This window comes from [Eubacterium] eligens ATCC 27750, assembly GCF_000146185.1.
GTDB classification, from domain to species: domain Bacteria; phylum Bacillota; class Clostridia; order Lachnospirales; family Lachnospiraceae; genus Lachnospira; species Lachnospira eligens.
Genome location: NC_012778.1, coordinates 350,451 through 370,790, shown reverse-complemented (window position 1 = coordinate 370,790; position 20,340 = coordinate 350,451). Strand labels below are relative to the sequence as shown.

Annotated in this window: 18 protein-coding genes; 7 read left to right on the top strand and 11 right to left on the bottom strand. The window is 38.9% G+C overall.

Annotated elements, in window-relative coordinates:
* The first annotated feature begins 58 nt into the window (after nucleotides 1–58).
* The 5 genes from sstT to EUBELI_RS01655 all read left to right on the top strand — a co-directional run bounded on the left by sstT (nucleotide 59) and on the right by EUBELI_RS01655 (nucleotide 4,512).
* Nucleotides 59–1,282, top strand: a complete 1,224-nt coding sequence (gene sstT, locus EUBELI_RS01675) for a serine/threonine transporter SstT (RefSeq protein WP_012738618.1) — start codon at nucleotides 59–61, stop codon at nucleotides 1,280–1,282.
* Between the two features lie 25 nt (nucleotides 1,283–1,307).
* On the top strand, nucleotides 1,308–2,222 hold the full coding sequence (locus EUBELI_RS01670) for an amidohydrolase family protein (RefSeq protein ID WP_041687897.1): 915 nt from the start codon (nucleotides 1,308–1,310) through the stop codon (nucleotides 2,220–2,222).
* 215 nt (nucleotides 2,223–2,437) lie between these two features.
* The gene (locus EUBELI_RS01665) at nucleotides 2,438–2,776 is read left to right on the top strand and encodes a PadR family transcriptional regulator (protein ID WP_012738616.1); all 339 of its coding nucleotides are present in this window, start codon (nucleotides 2,438–2,440) and stop codon (nucleotides 2,774–2,776) included.
* A 3-nt stretch (nucleotides 2,777–2,779) separates the two neighbouring features.
* Nucleotides 2,780–3,760, top strand: a complete 981-nt coding sequence (locus EUBELI_RS01660; protein WP_012738615.1) for a permease prefix domain 1-containing protein — start codon at nucleotides 2,780–2,782, stop codon at nucleotides 3,758–3,760.
* A gap of 2 nt (nucleotides 3,761–3,762) precedes the next feature.
* Entirely contained in the window at nucleotides 3,763–4,512 is a 750-nt protein-coding gene (locus EUBELI_RS01655; RefSeq protein WP_012738614.1) for a DUF4097 family beta strand repeat-containing protein, read from the top strand.
* Nucleotides 4,513–4,605: 93 nt separating this feature from the next.
* On the opposite strand, the gene EUBELI_RS01650 is transcribed toward EUBELI_RS01655, so the two are convergent.
* The 4 genes from EUBELI_RS01650 to EUBELI_RS01635 all read right to left on the bottom strand — a co-directional run bounded on the left by EUBELI_RS01650 (nucleotide 4,606) and on the right by EUBELI_RS01635 (nucleotide 11,791).
* Nucleotides 4,606–6,063 (bottom strand): penicillin-binding Tp47 domain C-containing protein, encoded by a 1,458-nt coding sequence (locus tag EUBELI_RS01650; RefSeq protein WP_012738613.1) that lies wholly within the window; start codon nucleotides 6,061–6,063, stop codon nucleotides 4,606–4,608.
* An 89-nt stretch (nucleotides 6,064–6,152) separates the two neighbouring features.
* Nucleotides 6,153–7,565, bottom strand: coding sequence for an FMN-binding protein (locus EUBELI_RS13510; RefSeq protein ID WP_012738612.1), 1,413 nt, complete (start codon nucleotides 7,563–7,565; stop codon nucleotides 6,153–6,155).
* A gap of 147 nt (nucleotides 7,566–7,712) precedes the next feature.
* Complete coding sequence (locus EUBELI_RS01640; RefSeq protein WP_012738611.1) at nucleotides 7,713–8,753, bottom strand: FAD:protein FMN transferase; 1,041 nt, start codon at nucleotides 8,751–8,753, stop codon at nucleotides 7,713–7,715.
* Nucleotides 8,754–8,908: 155 nt separating this feature from the next.
* Nucleotides 8,909–11,791, bottom strand: a complete 2,883-nt coding sequence (locus EUBELI_RS01635; RefSeq protein ID WP_012738610.1) for a hypothetical protein — start codon at nucleotides 11,789–11,791, stop codon at nucleotides 8,909–8,911.
* A gap of 209 nt (nucleotides 11,792–12,000) precedes the next feature.
* On the opposite strand from EUBELI_RS01635, the gene EUBELI_RS01630 reads away from it, so the two are divergent.
* Nucleotides 12,001–12,822 carry an AraC family transcriptional regulator gene (locus tag EUBELI_RS01630; protein ID WP_012738609.1) on the top strand — a complete coding sequence of 274 codons (822 nt, stop codon included), beginning with the start codon at nucleotides 12,001–12,003 and terminating at the stop codon, nucleotides 12,820–12,822.
* A 30-nt stretch (nucleotides 12,823–12,852) separates the two neighbouring features.
* Nucleotides 12,853–14,871: a hypothetical protein gene (locus tag EUBELI_RS01625; RefSeq protein ID WP_041687896.1), complete on the top strand. Its 2,019-nt coding sequence runs from the start codon at nucleotides 12,853–12,855 to the stop codon at nucleotides 14,869–14,871.
* Nucleotides 14,872–14,944: 73 nt separating this feature from the next.
* On the opposite strand, the gene EUBELI_RS01620 is transcribed toward EUBELI_RS01625, so the two are convergent.
* From EUBELI_RS01620 to EUBELI_RS01590, 7 genes are all read right to left on the bottom strand, one after another.
* The gene (locus tag EUBELI_RS01620; protein WP_012738607.1) at nucleotides 14,945–15,721 is read right to left on the bottom strand and encodes a Cof-type HAD-IIB family hydrolase; all 777 of its coding nucleotides are present in this window, start codon (nucleotides 15,719–15,721) and stop codon (nucleotides 14,945–14,947) included.
* Between the two features lie 202 nt (nucleotides 15,722–15,923).
* Entirely contained in the window at nucleotides 15,924–16,328 is a 405-nt protein-coding gene (gene rpsI / locus EUBELI_RS01615; RefSeq protein ID WP_012738606.1) for a 30S ribosomal protein S9, read from the bottom strand.
* Nucleotides 16,329–16,358: 30 nt separating this feature from the next.
* A complete protein-coding gene (gene rplM, locus EUBELI_RS01610) occupies nucleotides 16,359–16,787 on the bottom strand; it encodes a 50S ribosomal protein L13 (RefSeq protein WP_012738605.1) in 429 nt (142 codons plus the stop codon).
* Nucleotides 16,788–16,979: 192 nt separating this feature from the next.
* The gene (gene truA / locus EUBELI_RS01605; RefSeq protein ID WP_012738604.1) at nucleotides 16,980–17,741 is read right to left on the bottom strand and encodes a tRNA pseudouridine(38-40) synthase TruA; all 762 of its coding nucleotides are present in this window, start codon (nucleotides 17,739–17,741) and stop codon (nucleotides 16,980–16,982) included.
* A gap of 63 nt (nucleotides 17,742–17,804) precedes the next feature.
* Nucleotides 17,805–18,614: an energy-coupling factor transporter transmembrane component T family protein gene (locus EUBELI_RS01600; protein WP_022097703.1), complete on the bottom strand. Its 810-nt coding sequence runs from the start codon at nucleotides 18,612–18,614 to the stop codon at nucleotides 17,805–17,807.
* A 10-nt stretch (nucleotides 18,615–18,624) separates the two neighbouring features.
* The gene (locus tag EUBELI_RS01595) at nucleotides 18,625–19,470 is read right to left on the bottom strand and encodes an energy-coupling factor transporter ATPase (RefSeq protein WP_012738602.1); all 846 of its coding nucleotides are present in this window, start codon (nucleotides 19,468–19,470) and stop codon (nucleotides 18,625–18,627) included.
* Complete coding sequence (locus EUBELI_RS01590; RefSeq protein ID WP_041687893.1) at nucleotides 19,451–20,332, bottom strand: energy-coupling factor transporter ATPase; 882 nt, start codon at nucleotides 20,330–20,332, stop codon at nucleotides 19,451–19,453. The genes EUBELI_RS01595 and EUBELI_RS01590 overlap by 20 nt, the downstream gene beginning before the upstream one ends.
* Nucleotides 20,333–20,340 lie beyond the last annotated feature (8 nt).

Below are 20,340 nucleotides of genomic sequence, written 5' to 3'. Positions count from 1 at the left end.
CAAATAAATTCTGTAAGTTTATAATAGAAAAAGTTTTGCATAGGAGAATCTGTTAGATATGAAAAAATTATTAGACAAATGGATTAGTATTAGTCTCATTAAAAGAATTATTGGAGGACTGGCACTTGGTATTATTCTTGGCCTGCTCGTTCCAAAGGCTTCCGGCATTGCTCTTTTCGGAAGCGTTTTCGTTGGCGCACTTAAGGCTATCGCACCGCTTCTTGTTTTCGTGCTTGTCATAAGTTCTTTATGTCATTCAGGAAAAAGTCATGGCGGCGTTATTAAAACCGTAATTATTCTGTACATGTTCAGTACTATTCTTGCCTCTGTAATCGCAGTATTTACAAGCAAATTATTTCCGGTTACACTCACTCTGACAGAGGGCTTTGAAGAAATGTCATCACCGGGAAGTATTGGTGATGTATTTAACTCCCTGCTCATGAATATTGTTGAGAATCCTATTACTTCTCTTACTAAAGCTAACTATGTAGGTATTCTTGCATGGGCTGTTGTTATCGGTATTGCATGTAGACATGCCAAGGAATCTACTAAAGATATGCTTGTAGATATCTCTAATGGTCTTTCCAAGGTTGTTACCTGGATTATTAATTTTGCTCCATTTGGTATTATGGGACTTGTATTTGATACTGTGTCAAACAATGGTATGTCAGTATTTAAGGAATATGGAAAGCTTCTTATGCTTCTCGTTGGTACTATGCTTTTTATCTATTTCGTTACCAACCCGATTCTTGTTTTCTGGTGTACACACAAGAATCCCTATCCACTTGTATTCAGATGTTTAAAAAAGAGCGCACTCACTGCATTTTTCACAAGAAGCTCCGCTGCCAATATTCCTATTAATATGAAGGAATGTGAGGATATGGGACTCGACAGGGATACTTACTCTGTAACTATTCCGCTCGGTGCAACTATTAACATGGATGGTGCTGCAATAACTATCACTGTTATGACACTTGCCGCAGCCAATACTTTAGGTATTACTGTTGATATTCCAAGCGCAATTCTTTTAAGTATTCTTGCAGCGCTTTCTGCCTGTGGTGCTTCTGGTGTTGCCGGTGGTTCACTCCTGCTTATACCTATGGCATGCTCATTATTTGGTATTCCTAATGATGTTGCAATGCAGGTTGTCGGAATTGGCTTCATCATCGGTGTTATTCAGGATTCTGTTGAAACTGCACTTAACTCATCATCTGACCTTTTACTTTCTGCTTCTGCTGAATTCAGACAGTGGAGAAAAGAAGGCAGGGAGATTACATATTAACATCCGGCAACAAGGAGGCTTAACTATGAACATAATTGACTCACACATTCATATATGCCGCTGCATCAATGGATTTGGAAACAGCGGAGAAATGCAGGCTATAGGCGGAGGTTACGCAAGCTACGCTGATGGAACTATATTCCAGATGATACCAGAGTGTCTCGGTGAATATGATGTAACTCCGGAAGCGGTTCTTAAGGTTATGGATGAAGCTGGTGTTTCCAAGGCTGTTATGCTTCAGGGCAATTTCTTAGGACCGCAGAATCTCTACACTTATGAGGCTGCAAAGAAATATCCTGACCGTCTTGCTGCAGCAGCCACTTATGACCCATTCTGCAGAAATGTTGATTCTATACGGAAGCATTTGTTTGAAGACCTCGGAATTAAGATTGTAAAATTCGAAGTAAGTACCGGAAGCGGTCTTATGAGTTACCATCCTACTATTCCCCTTGATGGTGATGTTATTGAGGAAATGCTGTCATATGCTGAAATGCATAATAATACTGTTGTGTTCGATATTGGACGCTACCCTGCCGAGTGCTGGCAGCCGGAAGCCCTCGCCCGCGCAATTAAGAGACACCCTGACACGCAGTTTGTTGTGTGCCATCTACTTGCCCCAAGAGGTCTTGTTCAGGAAAATGTCTGGCTTAAAGGAATGGAGGCACTCACGCTTGACAATGTTGTATTCGACCTTGCAAGCCTTCCTTCTAATCAGGGTAAAGACGCCACATACCCTTATCCTGACGCAATCCATTATATTAAACGCGCCATCGAACTTGTCGGAAGCGACCGACTTATGTGGGGAAGTGACCTGCCTATGAATCTGTGCAAGGACAGCTACAGACACCTTATTGATTACATTGTCTTAAGCAATGAAATATCAACACCCGACAAGGAAAATATCATGGCTGCTACTGCAGCTAAAGTATATTTCAAATAATCCACATTTTTAATATATCCCTCAAAAGCACTATTTACCTGCTTTTGAGGGATTTTTATATTCTCCTGTTGACATATTATGCATATCATGTTATATATACTACGACAGATGTACTACGGCTGTCGTAGTATCGCCTGTCGTAGTAATTATCATTTATTTAATATTTATTATCAGGTGAATCATCACCTTCAATTAATTCGAAGGGAGGAGTATGCATGGCTGGCATCAGCAGCGACATTATACGAGGCTACAACGATACAATTATCCTGTATCTTCTGCTTGATAAGCCGTCTTATGGTTACGAGATTTCTAAGCAGATTAAAGCCATGACCAATGAGAAATATATTGTTAAAGAAACTACTCTTTACTCTGCATTTACACGAATGGAAAAGAACGGATATATTACTTCTTTCCCTGGAGTAGGCGAGAATGGTGGAAAAAAGCGCACCTATTATCAGATTACTGACGAAGGACGGCTGTATTATCAGTCAAAATGTGAAGAGTGGGCTCTTACTAAAGAAGTTATCGAAAAATTTATTGTGAAGGAGAATTAATGTATGGATACTATTAAAAGTTATCTTGAAACTATGTTTGCCAATCTCCCCGCAACAGCAGAAGTTTTAAAGGCTAAAGATGAACTGTGGGGCATGATGGAGGACAAATATAATGAACTTATCAGTGAAGGTAAAAGCGAGAATGAGGCTGTAGGTACTGTTATCTCAGAATTCGGCAATCTTGACGAACTCGCAGAAACTCTCGGACTTAACAGACAGTCTTCTGCTCCTGTTGATAACAGACGCACTTTAACACAGGAGGAAGCCAGAAGCTTTGTAAGTGCCGGCAGCCGACATGCATTTCTGACTGCATTAGGAGTTTTCTTATGTATTTTCTCAGTAGTTCCAGTGGCAGCCTGCAGTGCAATTCATAATAATTTTATTGAGACAATGGGCACAGTTGCTCTGTTTATTATAGCAGCCTGCGGTGTTGGCATATTTATAATAACCAATTCTTTAATGAGTAAATACAACTATATTAAGAAACATGAATGTATCATCGATTATGCCACTGTCGGATATGTGCAGGATAAGAAGGATCAGCTTCGTAACATTTCTATTGTGTGCCGCACCCTGGGAATTATAATGTGTATCATTAGCTTTGTCCCTGCCGCTGTTTTTGATGCAATCCCAGTACAGGGACTTGACGATATCGGCGGTGCAGCAATGATCTGTATAGTAAGTGTCGGCGTATTCCTTATTGTTTTCGGTTCAATGGTTGAGACTTCATGTAAGACTTTACTTGCTCTTAATGGTGACAATGTAGCAGGCAGCTATGTTAAGAAGGAGAATAAAGAAGTCAGATATATTAACAATACTGCAACAACTATTATGTCTGTTTTCTGGCCTACAGTTACATGTATATATCTGTCAGTCAGTTTCATCACATTTGCATGGGCTTTAACATGGGTTATATGGCCTGTTGCGGCTGTAATACATGCTATATTTAAGAGTATACTTAAAGACGATTCCAGGGAGGTGTAATTATGAAGAAACGAATTTATCTGTCAATTATATATTTTATTACACTTATATGCATAATTATTGGCGTTCTTGGTAATGTATTTAACATTTCTCCTTTTACACGCATGACTATGGCATCCAGTGGCAAATATATTGAAAATTCTTCTATTTATGATAATGTGTCAGACATATCTGTTGATATGAATCTTGGCAGTGTTGAGATTAAGAAAGGCAGCAAGCTTGAAGTTATCTATACAGGTGCTGAAAAGTTTAAACCTGCTGTATCTGTTTCTGGAACTTCATTAAATATTGAACAGCATGTAAAAGTACATCTTATGACTAATATCAAAAACTCAGACTGCACACTTACAATTACTATTCCTGACAATATCTGTCTTAATTCTATTCAGGCTGACCTTAATATGGGTGATATGGATGTTAACAATATACATGCTTCTTCTGCTGATTTCTCTGTTGATATGGGTTCTCTTAAGATCGTTGATTCTGCCGTTAAGAATTTAACTGCTGATAACAATATGGGCGATATTAAGCTTACCAATTGCGGCAGTGATGCTCTTAACCTTTCCGTTGATATGGGCTCACTGAAAATAAGCGGTATGGATATTGATAAATACCGTGCTAATCTCTCTGTAGACTTAGGCGACATTAAGGTTAATGATTCTACTTATTCTCACAGCTATACTAATAATGCCGGCAGCGGTAAAAGTATAAACGCTGATGTTAATATGGGTGATATTAAGATTAACAGGTAATAAAGAACCGGAGCGGAAGTGAATCCCACAAAGGATTCTCTCCGCCCCGGTTCTCTGGCTTGTTTATAGTTTTATTAGATTTTAGCGTATCAATTATCTTACATTCTTAATCTTACGTCTGCATGTTACTGCAGCACCTGCTGTTAAAGCAAGTAAAGCTGCTGCAAGATAAGCCATCATGTTATTTGCATCACCCGTTGGAACATCTTCTACAGATGAGTCATCTGTATTATCCGGTTCTTCTGAATCAGAAGGTGTACCTGCATCAACCTTTACTAATGCATTGATTGCTGCTGTAAGATGCTCTGTTGCCTCATCAACATCTGCCTGATATTCTGCAACTGCAAGTGCATCGACTGCTTCCTCATACTCAAGCTTCATAGCTGCCCAAGACTCGGCTGTGTAATCAGCTTCGTTAAGTGCATCTGCTGCTGCAATAGCTGCTGAAAGCTTTGATGTATCACTTACAGGTGCTTTAATCTTAACGATATTAGCATCAGTAGCTTCAAAATCAATTGTAGTATCAGTATATCCTAATGCATATACAGTAAGTGACCAGTAACCTGTTCCATCATATCCTGCTGGTAACTGGCAGCGTGCTGAATCAGTAAGTCCAAGCTGGATTCCCATTGATTTGTGCATCCAGTTATCTGCTGCGAATTTAGTACCATATGTAGCAACAGCATTTGTTCTTGTTGCATCATTTCCATAATATGTCCACTTAACAGCCTGCATCATAGCACCTAATGCGCCATAACCATCACCATTAATATCAACTCTTAAGAATTCACCGTATGAACCTGTAGCATCTTTTACTGTAGATGTAATGTTAGCAGCCACACTTATATCCTGCTCTGCAAATGATTTTCCACTTCCCGTCTGTCTTGCAGAGAATGAATATGTTCCATCTGCATTCTTAACTGCTGTCTTAAGTCCGTTAGTATCTGCATTAACTGCTGCTGTATACTCATATGAGCTAAGCTTGTTCTCACCAAATCCACCGTATAACTTTTCGCCATTCTTGACAACTCTGTAATGCTGCTCAAAATCAGCAAGATCAGATGTCTTAACCTTAACCGGAACATACTTAATACCAGTTACTTCATAAGAAGAAACTTTAGATGTTGAACCATCTGCATTAGTAATTGTGCCTCTGTTGTATGAAAGCTGTGTACCATCTGTAAGTATCATCTGCTTTCCATCACTGCTCCAGCCGGCAAGCTCATATTTGTTACCATCTTCTGTATCAATTGTTGCCATGCACTGGTAGCTTCCTCTGTGAAGACCATGGTTAGTTGTAGCTCTTGTTACTGTATCAAAAGCACCCTTATCATATTCACCATGTGTATCCTTCTCATTAGATGATGTTACATCCCCTGCGTTATATACGCCCTCGTTAGCCCAGTATTCCTGCCATGTAAGACCAGCATATACATATGAATACTCATCATCTGCTGCATGTGTATCTGACACAAGTGCTGGAAGTGCTGTTACAGCAAGAACAGTAGCAGCTGCAACCGCAGCAATCTTAGTAAAAATGTTCTTTCTCATAATTCCTCCTTGTTTTGCGAAGCAAAATCCGAACCCATTGGTGAGGAGAGGAATTTTGCCTCCTTATAATTTTTCTATTACAAATCCGCCTACTTCTTAGCCGATTTATAAGCATAGTAAAATGCCTTCTTGATGGCATTGCTTGATTTGGTTGCACCAGATACTGCATCAACACCTGATGTACTCTGGTTTGCAAGAAGCTGTGCAGGAATCTTTGCATTTGCCATATTAAAATACTGTACATCCTGCGCACCCGCTTCTGATTCAGCAGTAACCGATGTAATCGTATCTCCTGATATGACTATTGTAACCGTTACATTGTAGTTATAAGTCTCACACACAGCGGAACCTGTATAAGTTCCATCTGCTTTAAATTTTGTATTAGCCGGTGCGTCACTGCCTGAACCGCCGCTCAGCTCTCCACTATTGTCAGAACCATTATCCGGCTGAGCTGACTGATTACCACTGTCAGAACTATTACCTGATGAATTACCAGAAACATTATCCGAACCGGAATTATTGCTATTTCCCGACACTTCATTTCCTACACCACCAGCCTGTGAGTCTGACTGTCCATCCGATGAAACTGATTCTTCCAGACTCTCTTGTGTTGTTCCTTCGGCATCTGTCTTAGCCGTACTGCTCTCAATCTCTTTGACCATTGCTGCAACTGTCTCTTCGTTAAAGAAATCGTTCCATTCCTCATTGTCTTCCGATGCCGACACTGTCTGTCTTCCTGCAAAGCACGACACCGTCATCATTGCACATATAACCAATGCCAGTCCATACAGAACCGTCTCTGGTTTCTTACCGTATGTCTTTCCGGCTCTTGCTGCCTTTACTGATACAGCCTTTGCTATTCTCATAGCTGCATATCCTAAGAAGACTATGCTGTAGATAACAACATTTGCAATATAAGTACCAAGTCCAAGTCTTGCATATGGAATATTGATAAGCATTATATGTACATACATAAGACCGTAGAATACGTATGCTGTGCGCTGTAACTGTTTCCACTTCTTAGCCTTCATCTTCTTTCTTACAGCCTGAAATGAAGTTACTGTAAGCACAATCATTATTATGATAAGCACAAGGCTTATTATTGCTGCTGTAAGCTGTGTTGCTGATAATGCCTCCGGCTTAATAAAAAGCATTTTAAAATATGTCATTCCATATGTGAAATTATGACACAGGACGAGTATTGCCGCTGTAATTGACAATTCGCCTCTTATCTTCATAAGCGGTGCAATCAGCTTGTTGCCCTTAGGTAATGCGCCAGTGTACATTACCACAACAAACATTGCCGTTCCAAGAGAGCCTTTTGCAAATATTCCTAATATATTGTTCTTTACAAACAAAGGCATTGACAGAAACTCAAGCAGGAATACTGCAATAGAGATTACCGCTGCCCCTATATAGTAGATACCCGCGTGTTTTTTTAGTGAACCTTTAAGAAAATATATGAATAAAGATACGATTATAAGTGATATTATTAATAACATGTCTGCTCCTTCTAGTCTTTATATTCAAGGTTAGTTTTCATAAACAAAAGTAATTTCATCTATCTTCGATTAGTTTTTACTAACTGTTCTATAGAATATATTTTAGGCCCTGCATTTGTCAATACAGACTGTTAATAATAATTCTCATCAAGGCTGTCTGGTAATTATTTCCGTGTTCATATTGGTTGAAAAACTGTCAGCTATTCCCTCTGACATATATACTTTGCTTCCATCATAAAGTATCATCTCAAAATCAAGTGAGCCACTTCTATACAGCTCTTTCGCACCATCAAGCCCCATTACAAAAAGCGCAGTTGATAATGCATCTGCTGTTGTTCCGTCAGAGCATACAATTGTAACCGAGGTCAGGTCGCTCTCTGATGGATAACCTGTCTGTGGGTCTATAATATGATGGTATACCTGTCCGTCCTGCTCAAAATATCTCTCATATCCACCTGATGTTATAACTGCCTTATCAGCAGTGCTTAATACACCAAGATAACTGCTTTCACTGTCAGGATTCTGTATGGCAATCCTCCAGTCTGAGCCATCAGTCTTAGTTCCAAGCACCTGCACATTGCCTCCAAGATTAATGATTGCGTGCTCTATGCCGCAGTCCTTCATAATCTGAATCACCCTTGAAGAAGTATAACCTTTGGCAATTCCTCCAAGGTCAATGCTTGCACCATCTGACAATGTCACCTGCTGCCCGTTAACCTCCACATTTGTATAAGAAACATGCTTAAGTACATCCGCAATCTCGCTGCTTTCAGGCACTCTGTAATTCTTGGTGGTAAATCCCCACAGCTCCATAACCTGGTATATCGTAATATCGAAAGCACCTTTAGTTTCTTTAGATACCTGCATTGCCCTGTTCATTATAAATGCGGTTTCTTCCAATACTTCACCGCTTCCATTTTCATTTATCTTAGTAACATCACTGTCCTCATTTCCTACCGAAAACATTGCATCAAGCCGGTTAATCTCCTGAACTGCTTTACTTACTGCTTCCTCTGAATTGCTGCCATATGCAGTAAGCGACATATATGTATCCATTGCAAATATTTCCTGTGTACTCTGGACTGTATCGTCCTTCTCTGGCTTACTGCCACCACATGCCGTCAAAACAGCCGCTGCAAGAATTGCTGTAATTCCTGCCAATATATATTTTCTGATATTATATTTCATGCTTTTAAGTTTTATCCTCCATCTTATACTGGTTAGTTCTATAAAACTTTATAGCATAATAATTAAAATGTCAATCACATACGGTCACACATTCACCACGCAAAAACACCCGCAATATAATTGCGGGTGCTCCTGTAAAGAAAATTCTTATGAAATTAGATATCTTTTCTTCTTCTCATGTATACTGCTGCCATTCCAAGCAATGCACAAAGGCTTGCTGTAGTTAATGCGGCATACATTCCTGCATGGCTCATATCGCCTGTATTAACTGTTGTATCTGCTCCTGTTGAAGTTCCTGTTGAATCATCTGGTGTCTCGGCAGGATTCTCGTTATCTGATGGATTTTCTTCAACATATTCTGGGTTCTGGTTGTTCTCACCTTCCCATGTAATATCTAAATTATGAAGCATTGTTGTATTCTGCCATCCACCAGTTCCTGTTGTTCCTGTATGCTGTATTGCAACACCACCAAAGCTGTTAGCTGCGATATCTGCTGTAAGGTCAACTACATGAGGATATCCCTTAGCTGCCTGATCTGCGAGCTGTTCTGTTGGTGTCTCAACATGAGCAGTGAGCTTATTACCTTCAGTCTTTAAACTAATTGTACATCCTGTTACATAGCAGCTTGCAATTACTTCATCAGAGATTTCTGTTACTGCTCCATTGTCATATTTTACAAGTACAAATGTTACAGCATTAGATGACGCTTTAGTTCTTATTATTCTTAATCCGTATCCTGTAAGTGTTGATGTATCGAACTTAAGAAGTACATCCATATACTGTCCTGCACTACCAAATCCCTGACCTGCTGTCTTAGCCGGGTCAACTACAAGCTTAAGTGACATATCACCATATGTTCCTTCTACTGGTGTATACATAAGTCTTGAACCCTGTGTTCCCTGATATAATCCTGCTCCTACACAGCCATTACCTGTTACTCCGTATACCCATGGCTCTTCTGTATCTGCTCCCTGCCATTTTCCAAAGCTTTCTGTATCTGCCGGACGGTTATAATCTACTGTCCAGAAGCCAGCTTTGATTTCTGACTGCTTTATATTAGGGAAGTTAGAGAAATCTGTAGAAAGGTTCTTGCTTCTTACATCTTTCACTCCGATTGCCTTGTCATATACTGTATTTACTGGTGTTCCATAATCACTTCTGATGTTCTTAGATTCTACCTTAGCCATGATGTAATATCCAACATCACCTGCTGTTAACTTATATGTATATTCTGGTGAATCGTTTCTCGTTACTGCTACAAGTACCTTATTACTTCCCTCTGCATCTGTACATCTGTACCATGAGATTGCAGACATGTCTTCTCTGCTTCCTAAATCAAGTGAGTAATCTACTTTAAGACTACCCTGTCCATCATTAGTAATAACTGGTGTCTTGATATACTCTGGTGCATCAAGTTTGCTTGGCTTTACAGTAATTCCAACTGCTGCTTCAAGACCTGACTCTGTAGATGCATTTATAATAACCTTCTTAGCTGCATCATCATTATTAGTACCTTCTACTTTGCATGTTCCGTCACCATTATCTGTTAACTTCACATATGCCTTATCTTCGTCTGATACGCTGTATGTTATCTTCTGTGTTGTATCATTAGTTCCATAGAAATAGTTAACTGTTCCTCCAACTGAAGCTGTTTCTTTTCCAGATTCAATCTCTGAAACATCTGATTTTATTGTAAGCTGTGTTGCAATTGCTTCCTGCCCTGCTGCAGCTATTACATCTTTAACTCCTAATGGATCCCAGTCGTCACTGCCCTTTAAAAGATTATATGTATTGTAATATGTTTTACCACCTGATACTACCTTGTAGGCATTAAGCACTGATTTTCCTGTCATATCAACGGTTTCTTTAGCACCTTCTCCGCCTATTGTGATATTCTTTCCATTATGTATGATGTTACTCTGGTAACATTTTAATGAATCAGATGGGAATTTTGTCCATCCCATTGTTATAGGCACACTTAAATTACTGTTATATACACAGTCTACTGCAGTTATTGTACCGCCTTCCTTAGTAAAGAACTGTGTTGGTTCTGCTTCTACATTTAATATCTTACAATTAAATGTACAGCCTAAGAATGTTGAACCAGTATTATAAGATGAATATAATGGTCTGTTTCCATAGAAATCAAAATCACATCCTACATATACAGCATTTCCATTAAGAGCATCATCGGTACTTTCAAAATGACAGTTATTGTAAAGATTTCTTAAAGCACCACTGATTGGAACAAGGTTAAGTCTGCTTATAAAGTTACAATTATCTGCAAACATTTTGTCACCAGACATATCAGCAAGCTGTGCCTGAGTGATTGTATCTGTTCTCTTTGCCTGATTAAGTTCACTCATAAGTGGATAATCAAGGTCAACACTACAATAATTACCTATTGTTATATTCTTAACTGTGAGTGCGCCACTGCAGTTGAATCTGAACATGGTATAGTTACCGTTAGAGGCATGTGACTGTCCTCTGTTTCCAGCTAATACAACATTATCAGGATTTCCTGTAAGACCTTTGATAGTAAGATAATCTGAATTAACAACCATTCCATAAGGTACTGAATATCCTTCTGTCTTTTGTACTGTATCTGTTGCTGCCGGATCATCTATCCAGTATACATATGGTGCAACATATACTGTCATTGGATTATCTGCTGTTCCATTTTTTAATGCGTCTGCTGACAATGCCTTAGTAATGTCGTTATATACATATGGGTACTGGGCAGCAAGCTCGTCTGATAACGAACCATCAAGATATATGGCTGTCTCCGACAACTGGATTGTCTCACCCTGATACTTAATGTAAGTTCCACCGAATTCAACCGGATCAGAACTGTCGATTGGTGTGTAACCTTCTAATGTTTTGTTAATGTCTTTTACTGCTGAATATCTCATAGCTGTTACTCCTGTTTCCTGTGCAAATGCATAATATCCCTGTAATGGAACTAAGTTACCTGCAACAAGAACGCCGGTCATAACACTGACGGCAACAGAAGCAATAATTTTGTTTCTTCGTATCATATTATTCCTCCTTATATTAAATTGTTTCTGCTTCTTAAGATGCTTCCATTATATTCACATTGTATTTTTATATATACAAAAAAACAGCACGAAATCTTCTAAAATCAAAAAAATATGTAAAAAATCAGTAACATTTTCTCTATAAACAACCTATAATCAGTATATGATTTTGCTTCGTAAGATATTATTTATATACCTAGGAGACGGCAATGTACCATTTTATTAATGACAATTTCCTCACGGATATTGCTACTGTGCCACCATCTTATAAGATGAAACATTTTCATGAACATAACAAATGGGAGTTGATGTTTATATATTCTGGTTCCTGCACCCTTTATGTAGGTGATGAAATATATATGTTAAATCCGGGCGGACTTGCTCTTATTTCACCAGATACAGCCCATATGACTACTTACCTTGCAGGAAGTGACCATACAAGATATGTGCTATATTTTAATAATGATGAATTAAAGTGGATTGCTGATGATTCTTCTCTGGATATAGAAAGCATTTTTCATGAACATCCTGTTATCCATATACCAGAAAGACGACTTGATTATATATCATCAATTATCCAGAAGATTTCTTATGAACACAATGGTGTAGATAGTCTGTCTTTATCTTTCATACATTCTTATTTTCATGAACTTATACTTTTTATTCTGCGTTGTCAGATGTACGAAGATAATGTTATTACGAAAATGGATACAGGTAATGAACTTATCCAGAAGGTTATTGAATATATTATCGAGAATTATCATAATGACATAACTATGGCTGCTACCGCCGAACTTTTTAATATGAGTGAATCGAGCCTTTCCAAGAAATTTAAGGCTTTTACAGGCTTCAGGTTCAGAGAGTATCTTATTAATGTAAGAACGCACGCAGCAGCAGACCTTTTAGTCAACACCAGCCTCTCTATTACTGAGATTGCTGACAAATGCGGTTTCGCCGACAGTAATACTATGGGCGGAACATTTAAAAAAATCATGGGCGAAGCGCCCGGAAGCTACAGAAAGAGCCACTAATTATTTTTTTATTTTAGAATGGAGGTTATTATGGCAGATTTTATTTTACTTGATGAAGATTTCTCTGATTTTCCTATTGGTGAATTTCCTTATGATAAGAATCATTCGGCAATGGGTGAGTATCATTTTATCCATTATCCTGGATATTATGGTAAATGGTATGACCCGGTATGCAACCACGTTTATAACGGTCAGGGGGCTTCCTGGATTATTTCTGAATATAATGGAAAACATTTTATGGAGCAGATGCGTATCCGCAATGACAAGCCACACCGCACATTTCCTATGCTCACAAGCGGTGACAGATTCTGGCGCGATTATACTATAACTGCAAGTGTGCGTATGTTTACTACCAAATGGGGCAATGCCGGCATTGGTTTTTGTTGTCAGAACTCTGCTAATCTTCTTGTCCTTGTTTTTGAAGAGCATGAGTTAAGACTTGAGTATCGTCATAAGGAGGATGTTACTGTACTCGATTCTGTACCTTTTGATTACAACTGTGATGATACTTATGTACTTAAGGCTGAGATTAAAGGCAGCCATGTTATATGCAGTGTTGATGATAAGGTTTATTTTGACCTTGACACTGAATATGCAAGGCAGGGTGGCAAGGTTGCCATTACTGCAACTATCCCAACACAGTTTGGTTTTGTAAATGTTACTACTTCTGAAAGTACTGCTGCTTCTATTGATGCTGCAAGAAATGCTTATAAAGCTGAATGCGAAGATGCACAGGCACATTATCCTAAGATGAAGCTTCTTAAGAAAATTGACCTTAAAGGCTGCGGCACCGGAAGACAACTTCGTTTCGGTCATCTTCTTGGCAATGGCGAGTATCAGATGGTTATGGCTCAGTGCCAGAAAAGAGTAAACCGTGATGCTTATGGAACAATCAGCTGTCTCACCGCATTTGACCTTGATGGCAATATATTATGGCAGCATGGTGAACCTACTGATAATCACGACATTGGAACTATATCAGCAGATATGCCTATGCAGATATATGATATTGACGGTGATGGCTTTGATGAGGTTATTACAGCCAAGAATTTTGAAGTGCTGATTCTTGATGGCAAAACAGGTGAAGTGAAGAAACGTGCCAAAACACCTTTCTCTACACCAGAAGAGGACGGAACTATTATCGGTGTTCCTGATAAAATCTACGCATTTGACAGAATTAATCCTGATGGTATGCGTATATGTAATTTCCGTGGACTTGAAAAGCCACGCGATATTCTCATTAAGGACCGTTATTGCAGAGTATATGCACTTAACGATGACCTTGAGGTTATGTGGCATTTCCAAAGTGATAAGAATACCGGACATTTTCCTTTTGCAATTGATATTAACGGGGATGGACATGATGAACTTTTAGTTGGTTATAACATGCTTGACTGCCACGGTAATAAAATGTGGACTATGCCTGTTAATGAAGACCATATTGATGAGATTGTTCCAGGCAGATTTGAGTCAGGACCACACAAAGGTACTAAATTCTTTGCCTGTGTTGCAGGAAAGGAAGGCTTCCTGATATCTGATTTTAACGGAAAGCTTCTTAAGAAGGACGGCATAGGTCATGCACAGCGTGTAAGTCTTGCTAATTATCTTCCTAACCGCCCAGGCTATGAAATGGTTGTTGTTAATTTCTGGGGACACCAGGGAATTATATATTTCTATGACAGCGAGGGTAATCAGTTATGGGAAATGGAGAATGAGCTTAATGGTAATCTCTTAACTCCTGTAAACTGGACTGGTGACGGTCAGGACTTCATCCTTCTTAATGCTGATGTAGAGCGCGGTGGAATGATTGATGGCAATGGTATCCAGGTTGTTAAATTCCCTGATGATGGTCATCCTACCATGTGTGCTGAAGCTGTAAACCTCTACGGCGATGCGCGTGATGAGATTGTCACATGGGATTATGATTCAATGTACATATATACACAGGATGATGCACCTAAGGATGATGTATATGCACCTTTCAAGTATCCTGATTATAATGCTTCTAATTACCGCGGTGAATACTCTTACCGTGAGAAGTGGTGGTAAAATTAAGACTATAAATGACTAACAGGGTTGCAGAGTATATAACACTCTGCAACCCTGCTGTATAATAAGTCCATCAGCATTTAATGAGTTTTTTCTCCAGACAGTAATGATACACTCCGTCTTCTTCAACGGATTTACATATGACATCTGCTCTTGCTTTGACTTCATCAATGGCATTCCCCATGGCCACTCCTGTACCAACAGCTTCTAACATTTCAATATCATTTCTACCATCACCAAAAGCAATCGCCTCATCTTTCGATAATCCATAATAATTAAGCACTGCATTTACAGCATTTCCCTTACCACAATTTAATGGAATTATATCTGCTGCTTTATCCCACCATGCAGTTATCTGGGTATTTTCAGTTCCTTGCAGTATCTGGGCGTATTCTTCTTTTCTGCACGCACACATAATCTGATAAATATCTTCTTTACATAACTCATCGAAATTATCTGCAATTGTCAATGTTTCATTTCCAAATTTAAAGTACTCTTCCAGATGCTCATCTGTGCCATTAGTAACAATAAAATGCTCATTGCTGATTGCAGCTGCTCTGTTCATTTTATTAAGATTTTGAATTATTTGATGTTTATCATTATTATTCAGGGGATTTCTGAAAATAATCTTTTCTCCAGCCATTACATATGAACCATTAAATGTAAGCAGCACATCAAATGTAATATCTTTGAATTCAGGGATTGAAAGATAGCCTCTGCCAGTTGCCATACAAAGCAATATTCCATTCTGGTGAAGAGAATTTAACGCTTTAACTGTTTTATCTGTCGGTTCTTTACATCCCATTTTCAACAATGTTCCATCTATATCGAAAAATGCTATTTTAATCATATATGGCTCTCCAATACTGTTTGATATAATACATTATTAAAACGTTCTCTTATCAAATCTCATATTACTCGCTTTACCTTTTGAAAAATCATTATATTATAATAATACCACAGTTCACAAACTAAAAAAACACCCCGGAACCGGAATTCCGAGGTGTAATATACTTTTCTGAAACGCCATAAGACGCTTTGGATTGTAAATATTATCTCTTTGAGAACTGTGGAGCACGACGTGCAGCCTTGAGACCGTACTTCTTTCTTTCCTTCATTCTTGGATCTCTTGTTAAGAAACCAGCCTTCTTAAGTGATGGACGGTACTCGTCTGAATCAACCTGAAGAAGTGCTCTAGAGATACCATGTCTGATAGCACCAGCCTGACCTGTGTATCCGCCACCGTGTACGTTAACGATTACATCGAACTTGTCAGCTGTCTCTGTGAGAGCTAATGGCTGCTTTACAACAACCTTAAGTGTCTCAAGACCGAAATACTCATCAAGTGATCTCTTATTTATTGTGATATTACCTGTACCTGGTACTAAATATACTCTAGCAATACTGCTTTTTCTTCTACCTGTTCCGTAGAACTTTCCGTTTGCTTTCTTAGCCACTGTTAATTCCTCCTTATATGTGTCCTTATATTAAAACTTTAATACTTCTGGCTTCTGAGCTGCCTGCTCATGATCTGGACCAGCATAAACATGAAGCTTTGTGAACATCTGACGTCCTAAAGGTCCCTTTGGAAGCATTCCCTTAACAGCAAGCTCGATAACCTTCTCAGGCTTCTTTTCCATCATTTCCTTAAGTGTTGTTTCCTTTAAACCACCAACATAGTCTGAGTGGCTGTAATAAACCTTCTGGTCAAGCTTCTTTCCTGTAACCTTAACCTTATCAGCGTTAATTACGATAACGTTGTCACCACAGTCAAGGAATGGTGTGTAAGTTGGCTTATTCTTTCCTCTTAACACAGCAGCAACCTGTGATGCTAAACGACCTAATGTATAATCTGCAGCATCTACTACATACCATTTTCTCTCGATTGTAGATGCACTAGCCATATAAGTTTTCATTAGTTTTCCTCCTGAAATATTGCTATAATGCTTAATTATTAATGTATATAAATGTCTCTCCGGGGCATTGGTGAAACACTTAAAACCTTAATTATGGGCGCACTTATCACGCCACATTTCTGAATTATATAACACATAACCACGTGTGTCAATATACTTTTGCAAATGTTTTATCCAAAAAAGTTATCCACATCAGACAACCCTTGCGTCATCATTATCCACATATTCAATGCCAACAAGTGTAAGTCCCTGTGGAGGAGCAGTCTGCCCTGCAACAGTCCTGTCCTTTGCCTCTAACATCTGCTTCACATATTCAGGCTTGAATCTTCCTTTTCCTACCTGAATAAGCGTGCCTGTAATAATTCTTACCATGTTGTATAAGAATCCATTTCCTTTAATACGGATTATTATCTCACTGCCTTCCTGCAGAACCTCAAGTGAATATATAGTCCTGACAGTCGATTCTGCCTGAGTTCTCACACAGCAGAAGCTTTTGAAATCATGTTCACCAACAATATATGCGGCAGCTTCTTTCATCTTTTCAATATCAATACTTCCAGTAACATGCCATGTGAAATTGCGCTTCTGAGGCAACGGAACAACAGTATTAAGTATGCGGTATTCGTAAGTCTTTCTTGTGTTACAGTGCCTTGGGTGAAAATCTCCAGACACTTCCCATGAATCCTGAATAACAATTGAATCCGGCAGGAATCTGTTTAGTGCAAATGTGAATCTGTCTCCAGGTATTGTCGATTCCGTATCAAATACAGCTACATTTCCATATGCATGCACACCTGCGTCTGTACGGCTTGCTCCGGTCACATGCACATTTTCACCTGTAAGCTCGCGAATTGCCTTGTCAAGACACATTTCTATAGTTGGTGCTTCCGGCTGAATCTGCCAGCCGGAATATTCTGTTCCATCATAAGCTACGATAAGCTTTATTCTTCGCATGGCGTTCCTCCTTATTCAGCCAGAATCAGCCTATTATAAATGTCATATCTGTATACACACTGATTATATTAACTTAAGCGTAACCTTAACCACAATAATGCATGCAAGATACAATGCGATAATAAGATATGCATTAATATCTCTTCTGGAGTATTTCAGCGGCTTCATCTTGGTTCTTCCCTCAGAACCGTGATAACATCTCGCCTCCATAGCCATTGCAAGTTCATTTGCTCTTCTGAACGCTGATATGAATAAAGGTACAAGAATAGGTATCATAGCTTTTGCCTTCTTAATAATATTACCTGACTCAAAGTCTGCACCTCGCGCCATCTGTGCCTTCATTATCTTATCTGTTTCCTCAATAAGAATCGGGATAAACCTCAATGCAATAGACATCATCATTGCAATTTCATGAACCGGAACTTTAATATATTTAAGAAAACCAAGTCCCTTTTCAAGCCCGTCTGTAAGGTTATTAGGCGTTGTTGTAAGTGTCATAAGGGATGAACCCATAATAAGAAAAATAAGCCTTATAACCATGAATACAGCCGTATTAAGGCCTTCATGCGTTATCGTCAGCTTCCATATCTTAATAAGAGGCGTTCCTGGTGTCAGAAACAGATTAAATGCCGCACTGATTACAATTAATATTACAATTGCCTTAAGACCTTTAAGAATGAATTTAAGAGGTATCTTTGACAGTGCAATTACTATCGCCAAAAATGCTGCTACAACCAGATACAGCCATATATTACTTCCCAGAAACAGGGATATTACGAATATTAAGGTACCCATAAGCTTAACTCTCGGGTCCAGTCTGTGTATTACCGAATCTGCCTGATAATACTGTCCTATTGTTATATCTCGAATCATATTACTTCCTTTATCCCAGTGCTGACAAAATGCTTTCCTTCGCTTCATCTATTGTGATAGCATCTGTATTAACATCAAAGCCTGCCTGTTTTAAATCATTCATCAAATAAGTTACCTGTGGTGCTGCTAGTCCTATTGCCTCCAGCTCCTTATAATGCCTGAATACATTTCTTGGAGTGTCATCATATGTCAGCACACCATCATTCATTACCATAATTCTGCTCACATAGTTAGCAACATCATCCATGCTGTGTGACACAAGAATAATAGTCATTCCTGTCTCTTCCCTTAAATACTTAAGACAATTAAGAATATCATCTCTTCCCTTAGGGTCAAGGCCAGCCGTTGGTTCATCCAGAATAAGAACATCAGGTTTCATCGCAAGTACACCTGCAATCGCAACCCTTCTCTTCTGTCCACCTGACAAATCAAATGGCGACTGATAAAACATATTATCATCTATTCCAACCAGTCTTAACGACTCAAATGCTCTGATTTCAACCTCCTTCTGTGAAAGGCCAAGGTTCTTAGGACCAAAACATACATCTTTGAATATCTCAGTCTCAAAAAGCTGGTGTTCCGGATACTGAAAAACCAGTCCTACCCTGCTTCTTAATTCTTTCATATTGAAGCCCTGCTCATATATATCTCTGCCATTGTAATATATATGACCTTCAGTCGGTTTAACAAGTCCATTAAGATGCTGTATAAATGTGGATTTACCCGAACCTGTATGACCAATAAGCCCGATAAATTCACCATCTTCTATTGCACAGCTCACATTTTTCAAAGCCTGCCTCTCAAAGCCAGTGCCTTTTTCATAAATATAGCTGATATTATCTACTATTATTGACATTGAAACCCTCATTTCTAACTCTAATGAGTTCCTCTGTAAATTCTTCTGAAGTCAATATTCCATTCTTTAATGGAACTCCTTCCTTCTGAAGTTCATAGGCTAATTCTGTAACATGTGGCACATCAAGTCTCAATTCCTTTAATTTCTCTACCTGTGAGAATATTTCTCTTGGTGTTCCTGACATTACCAGCTTTCCATCATCCATTACATAAAGCTTGTCTATATCAATTACTTCTTCCATGTAATGAGTGATAAGTATAACCGTTACATTTTCCTGCCTGTTCAATTCATGGAGCACATTAAGTACATCCTTTCGTCCCAACGGATCAAGCATTGCCGTTGGTTCATCTAAGACAATACATTTTGGCTTCATTGCTACAATTCCAGCAATCGCTATCCTCTGCTTCTGTCCTCCAGATAGCTTGTTTGGCGACTGGTTTCTGAAAGCATACATTCCTACTGCTTTCAGGCTTTTTTCAACTCGTTCCCATATTTCTTCCGTTGGAACACCAATATTCTCTGGTCCGAATCCAACCTCTTCATCAACAAGAGTTCCAACTATCTGGTTATCAGGGTTCTGAAATACCATTCCGGCAGTCTGTCTTACCTTTAAAGTATTCTCCTCTTCCCTTGTGTCCATACCATCAACCCACACAGTTCCCTCTGTCGGCATAACGAGCGCATTCAGATGTTTTGCAAATGTTGATTTACCGGAGCCATTATGACCTAACACGGCAACAAAATCGCCCTGCTTAATGTCAATACTCACATTATCAACAGCCTTAGTTATTCCCTCAACATTACCATCTTCATCTCGTCTTATATATTCAAATGTGAGGTTTTTTGCTTTAACTATTCCCATATGACCTC

Bases quoted from the DNA above. Each gene is read 5' to 3' on its own strand.
- sstT (WP_012738618.1), top strand. From the start codon at position 59: ATGAAAAAATTATTAGACAAATGGATTAGTATTAGTCTCATTAAAAGA.
- EUBELI_RS01670 (WP_041687897.1), top strand. From the start codon at position 1,308: ATGAACATAATTGACTCACACATTCATATATGCCGCTGCATCAATGGA.
- EUBELI_RS01665 (WP_012738616.1), top strand. From the start codon at position 2,438: ATGGCTGGCATCAGCAGCGACATTATACGAGGCTACAACGATACAATT.
- EUBELI_RS01660 (WP_012738615.1), top strand. From the start codon at position 2,780: ATGGATACTATTAAAAGTTATCTTGAAACTATGTTTGCCAATCTCCCC.
- EUBELI_RS01655 (WP_012738614.1), top strand. From the start codon at position 3,763: ATGAAGAAACGAATTTATCTGTCAATTATATATTTTATTACACTTATA.
- EUBELI_RS01650 (WP_012738613.1), bottom strand. From the start codon at position 6,063: ATGAGAAAGAACATTTTTACTAAGATTGCTGCGGTTGCAGCTGCTACT.
- EUBELI_RS13510 (WP_012738612.1), bottom strand. From the start codon at position 7,565: ATGTTATTAATAATATCACTTATAATCGTATCTTTATTCATATATTTT.
- EUBELI_RS01640 (WP_012738611.1), bottom strand. From the start codon at position 8,753: ATGAAATATAATATCAGAAAATATATATTGGCAGGAATTACAGCAATT.
- EUBELI_RS01635 (WP_012738610.1), bottom strand. From the start codon at position 11,791: ATGATACGAAGAAACAAAATTATTGCTTCTGTTGCCGTCAGTGTTATG.
- EUBELI_RS01630 (WP_012738609.1), top strand. From the start codon at position 12,001: ATGTACCATTTTATTAATGACAATTTCCTCACGGATATTGCTACTGTG.
- EUBELI_RS01625 (WP_041687896.1), top strand. From the start codon at position 12,853: ATGGCAGATTTTATTTTACTTGATGAAGATTTCTCTGATTTTCCTATT.
- EUBELI_RS01620 (WP_012738607.1), bottom strand. From the start codon at position 15,721: ATGATTAAAATAGCATTTTTCGATATAGATGGAACATTGTTGAAAATG.
- rplM (WP_012738605.1), bottom strand. From the start codon at position 16,787: ATGAAAACTTATATGGCTAGTGCATCTACAATCGAGAGAAAATGGTAT.
- truA (WP_012738604.1), bottom strand. From the start codon at position 17,741: ATGCGAAGAATAAAGCTTATCGTAGCTTATGATGGAACAGAATATTCC.
- EUBELI_RS01600 (WP_022097703.1), bottom strand. From the start codon at position 18,614: ATGATTCGAGATATAACAATAGGACAGTATTATCAGGCAGATTCGGTA.
- EUBELI_RS01595 (WP_012738602.1), bottom strand. From the start codon at position 19,470: ATGTCAATAATAGTAGATAATATCAGCTATATTTATGAAAAAGGCACT.
- EUBELI_RS01590 (WP_041687893.1), bottom strand. From the start codon at position 20,332: ATGGGAATAGTTAAAGCAAAAAACCTCACATTTGAATATATAAGACGA.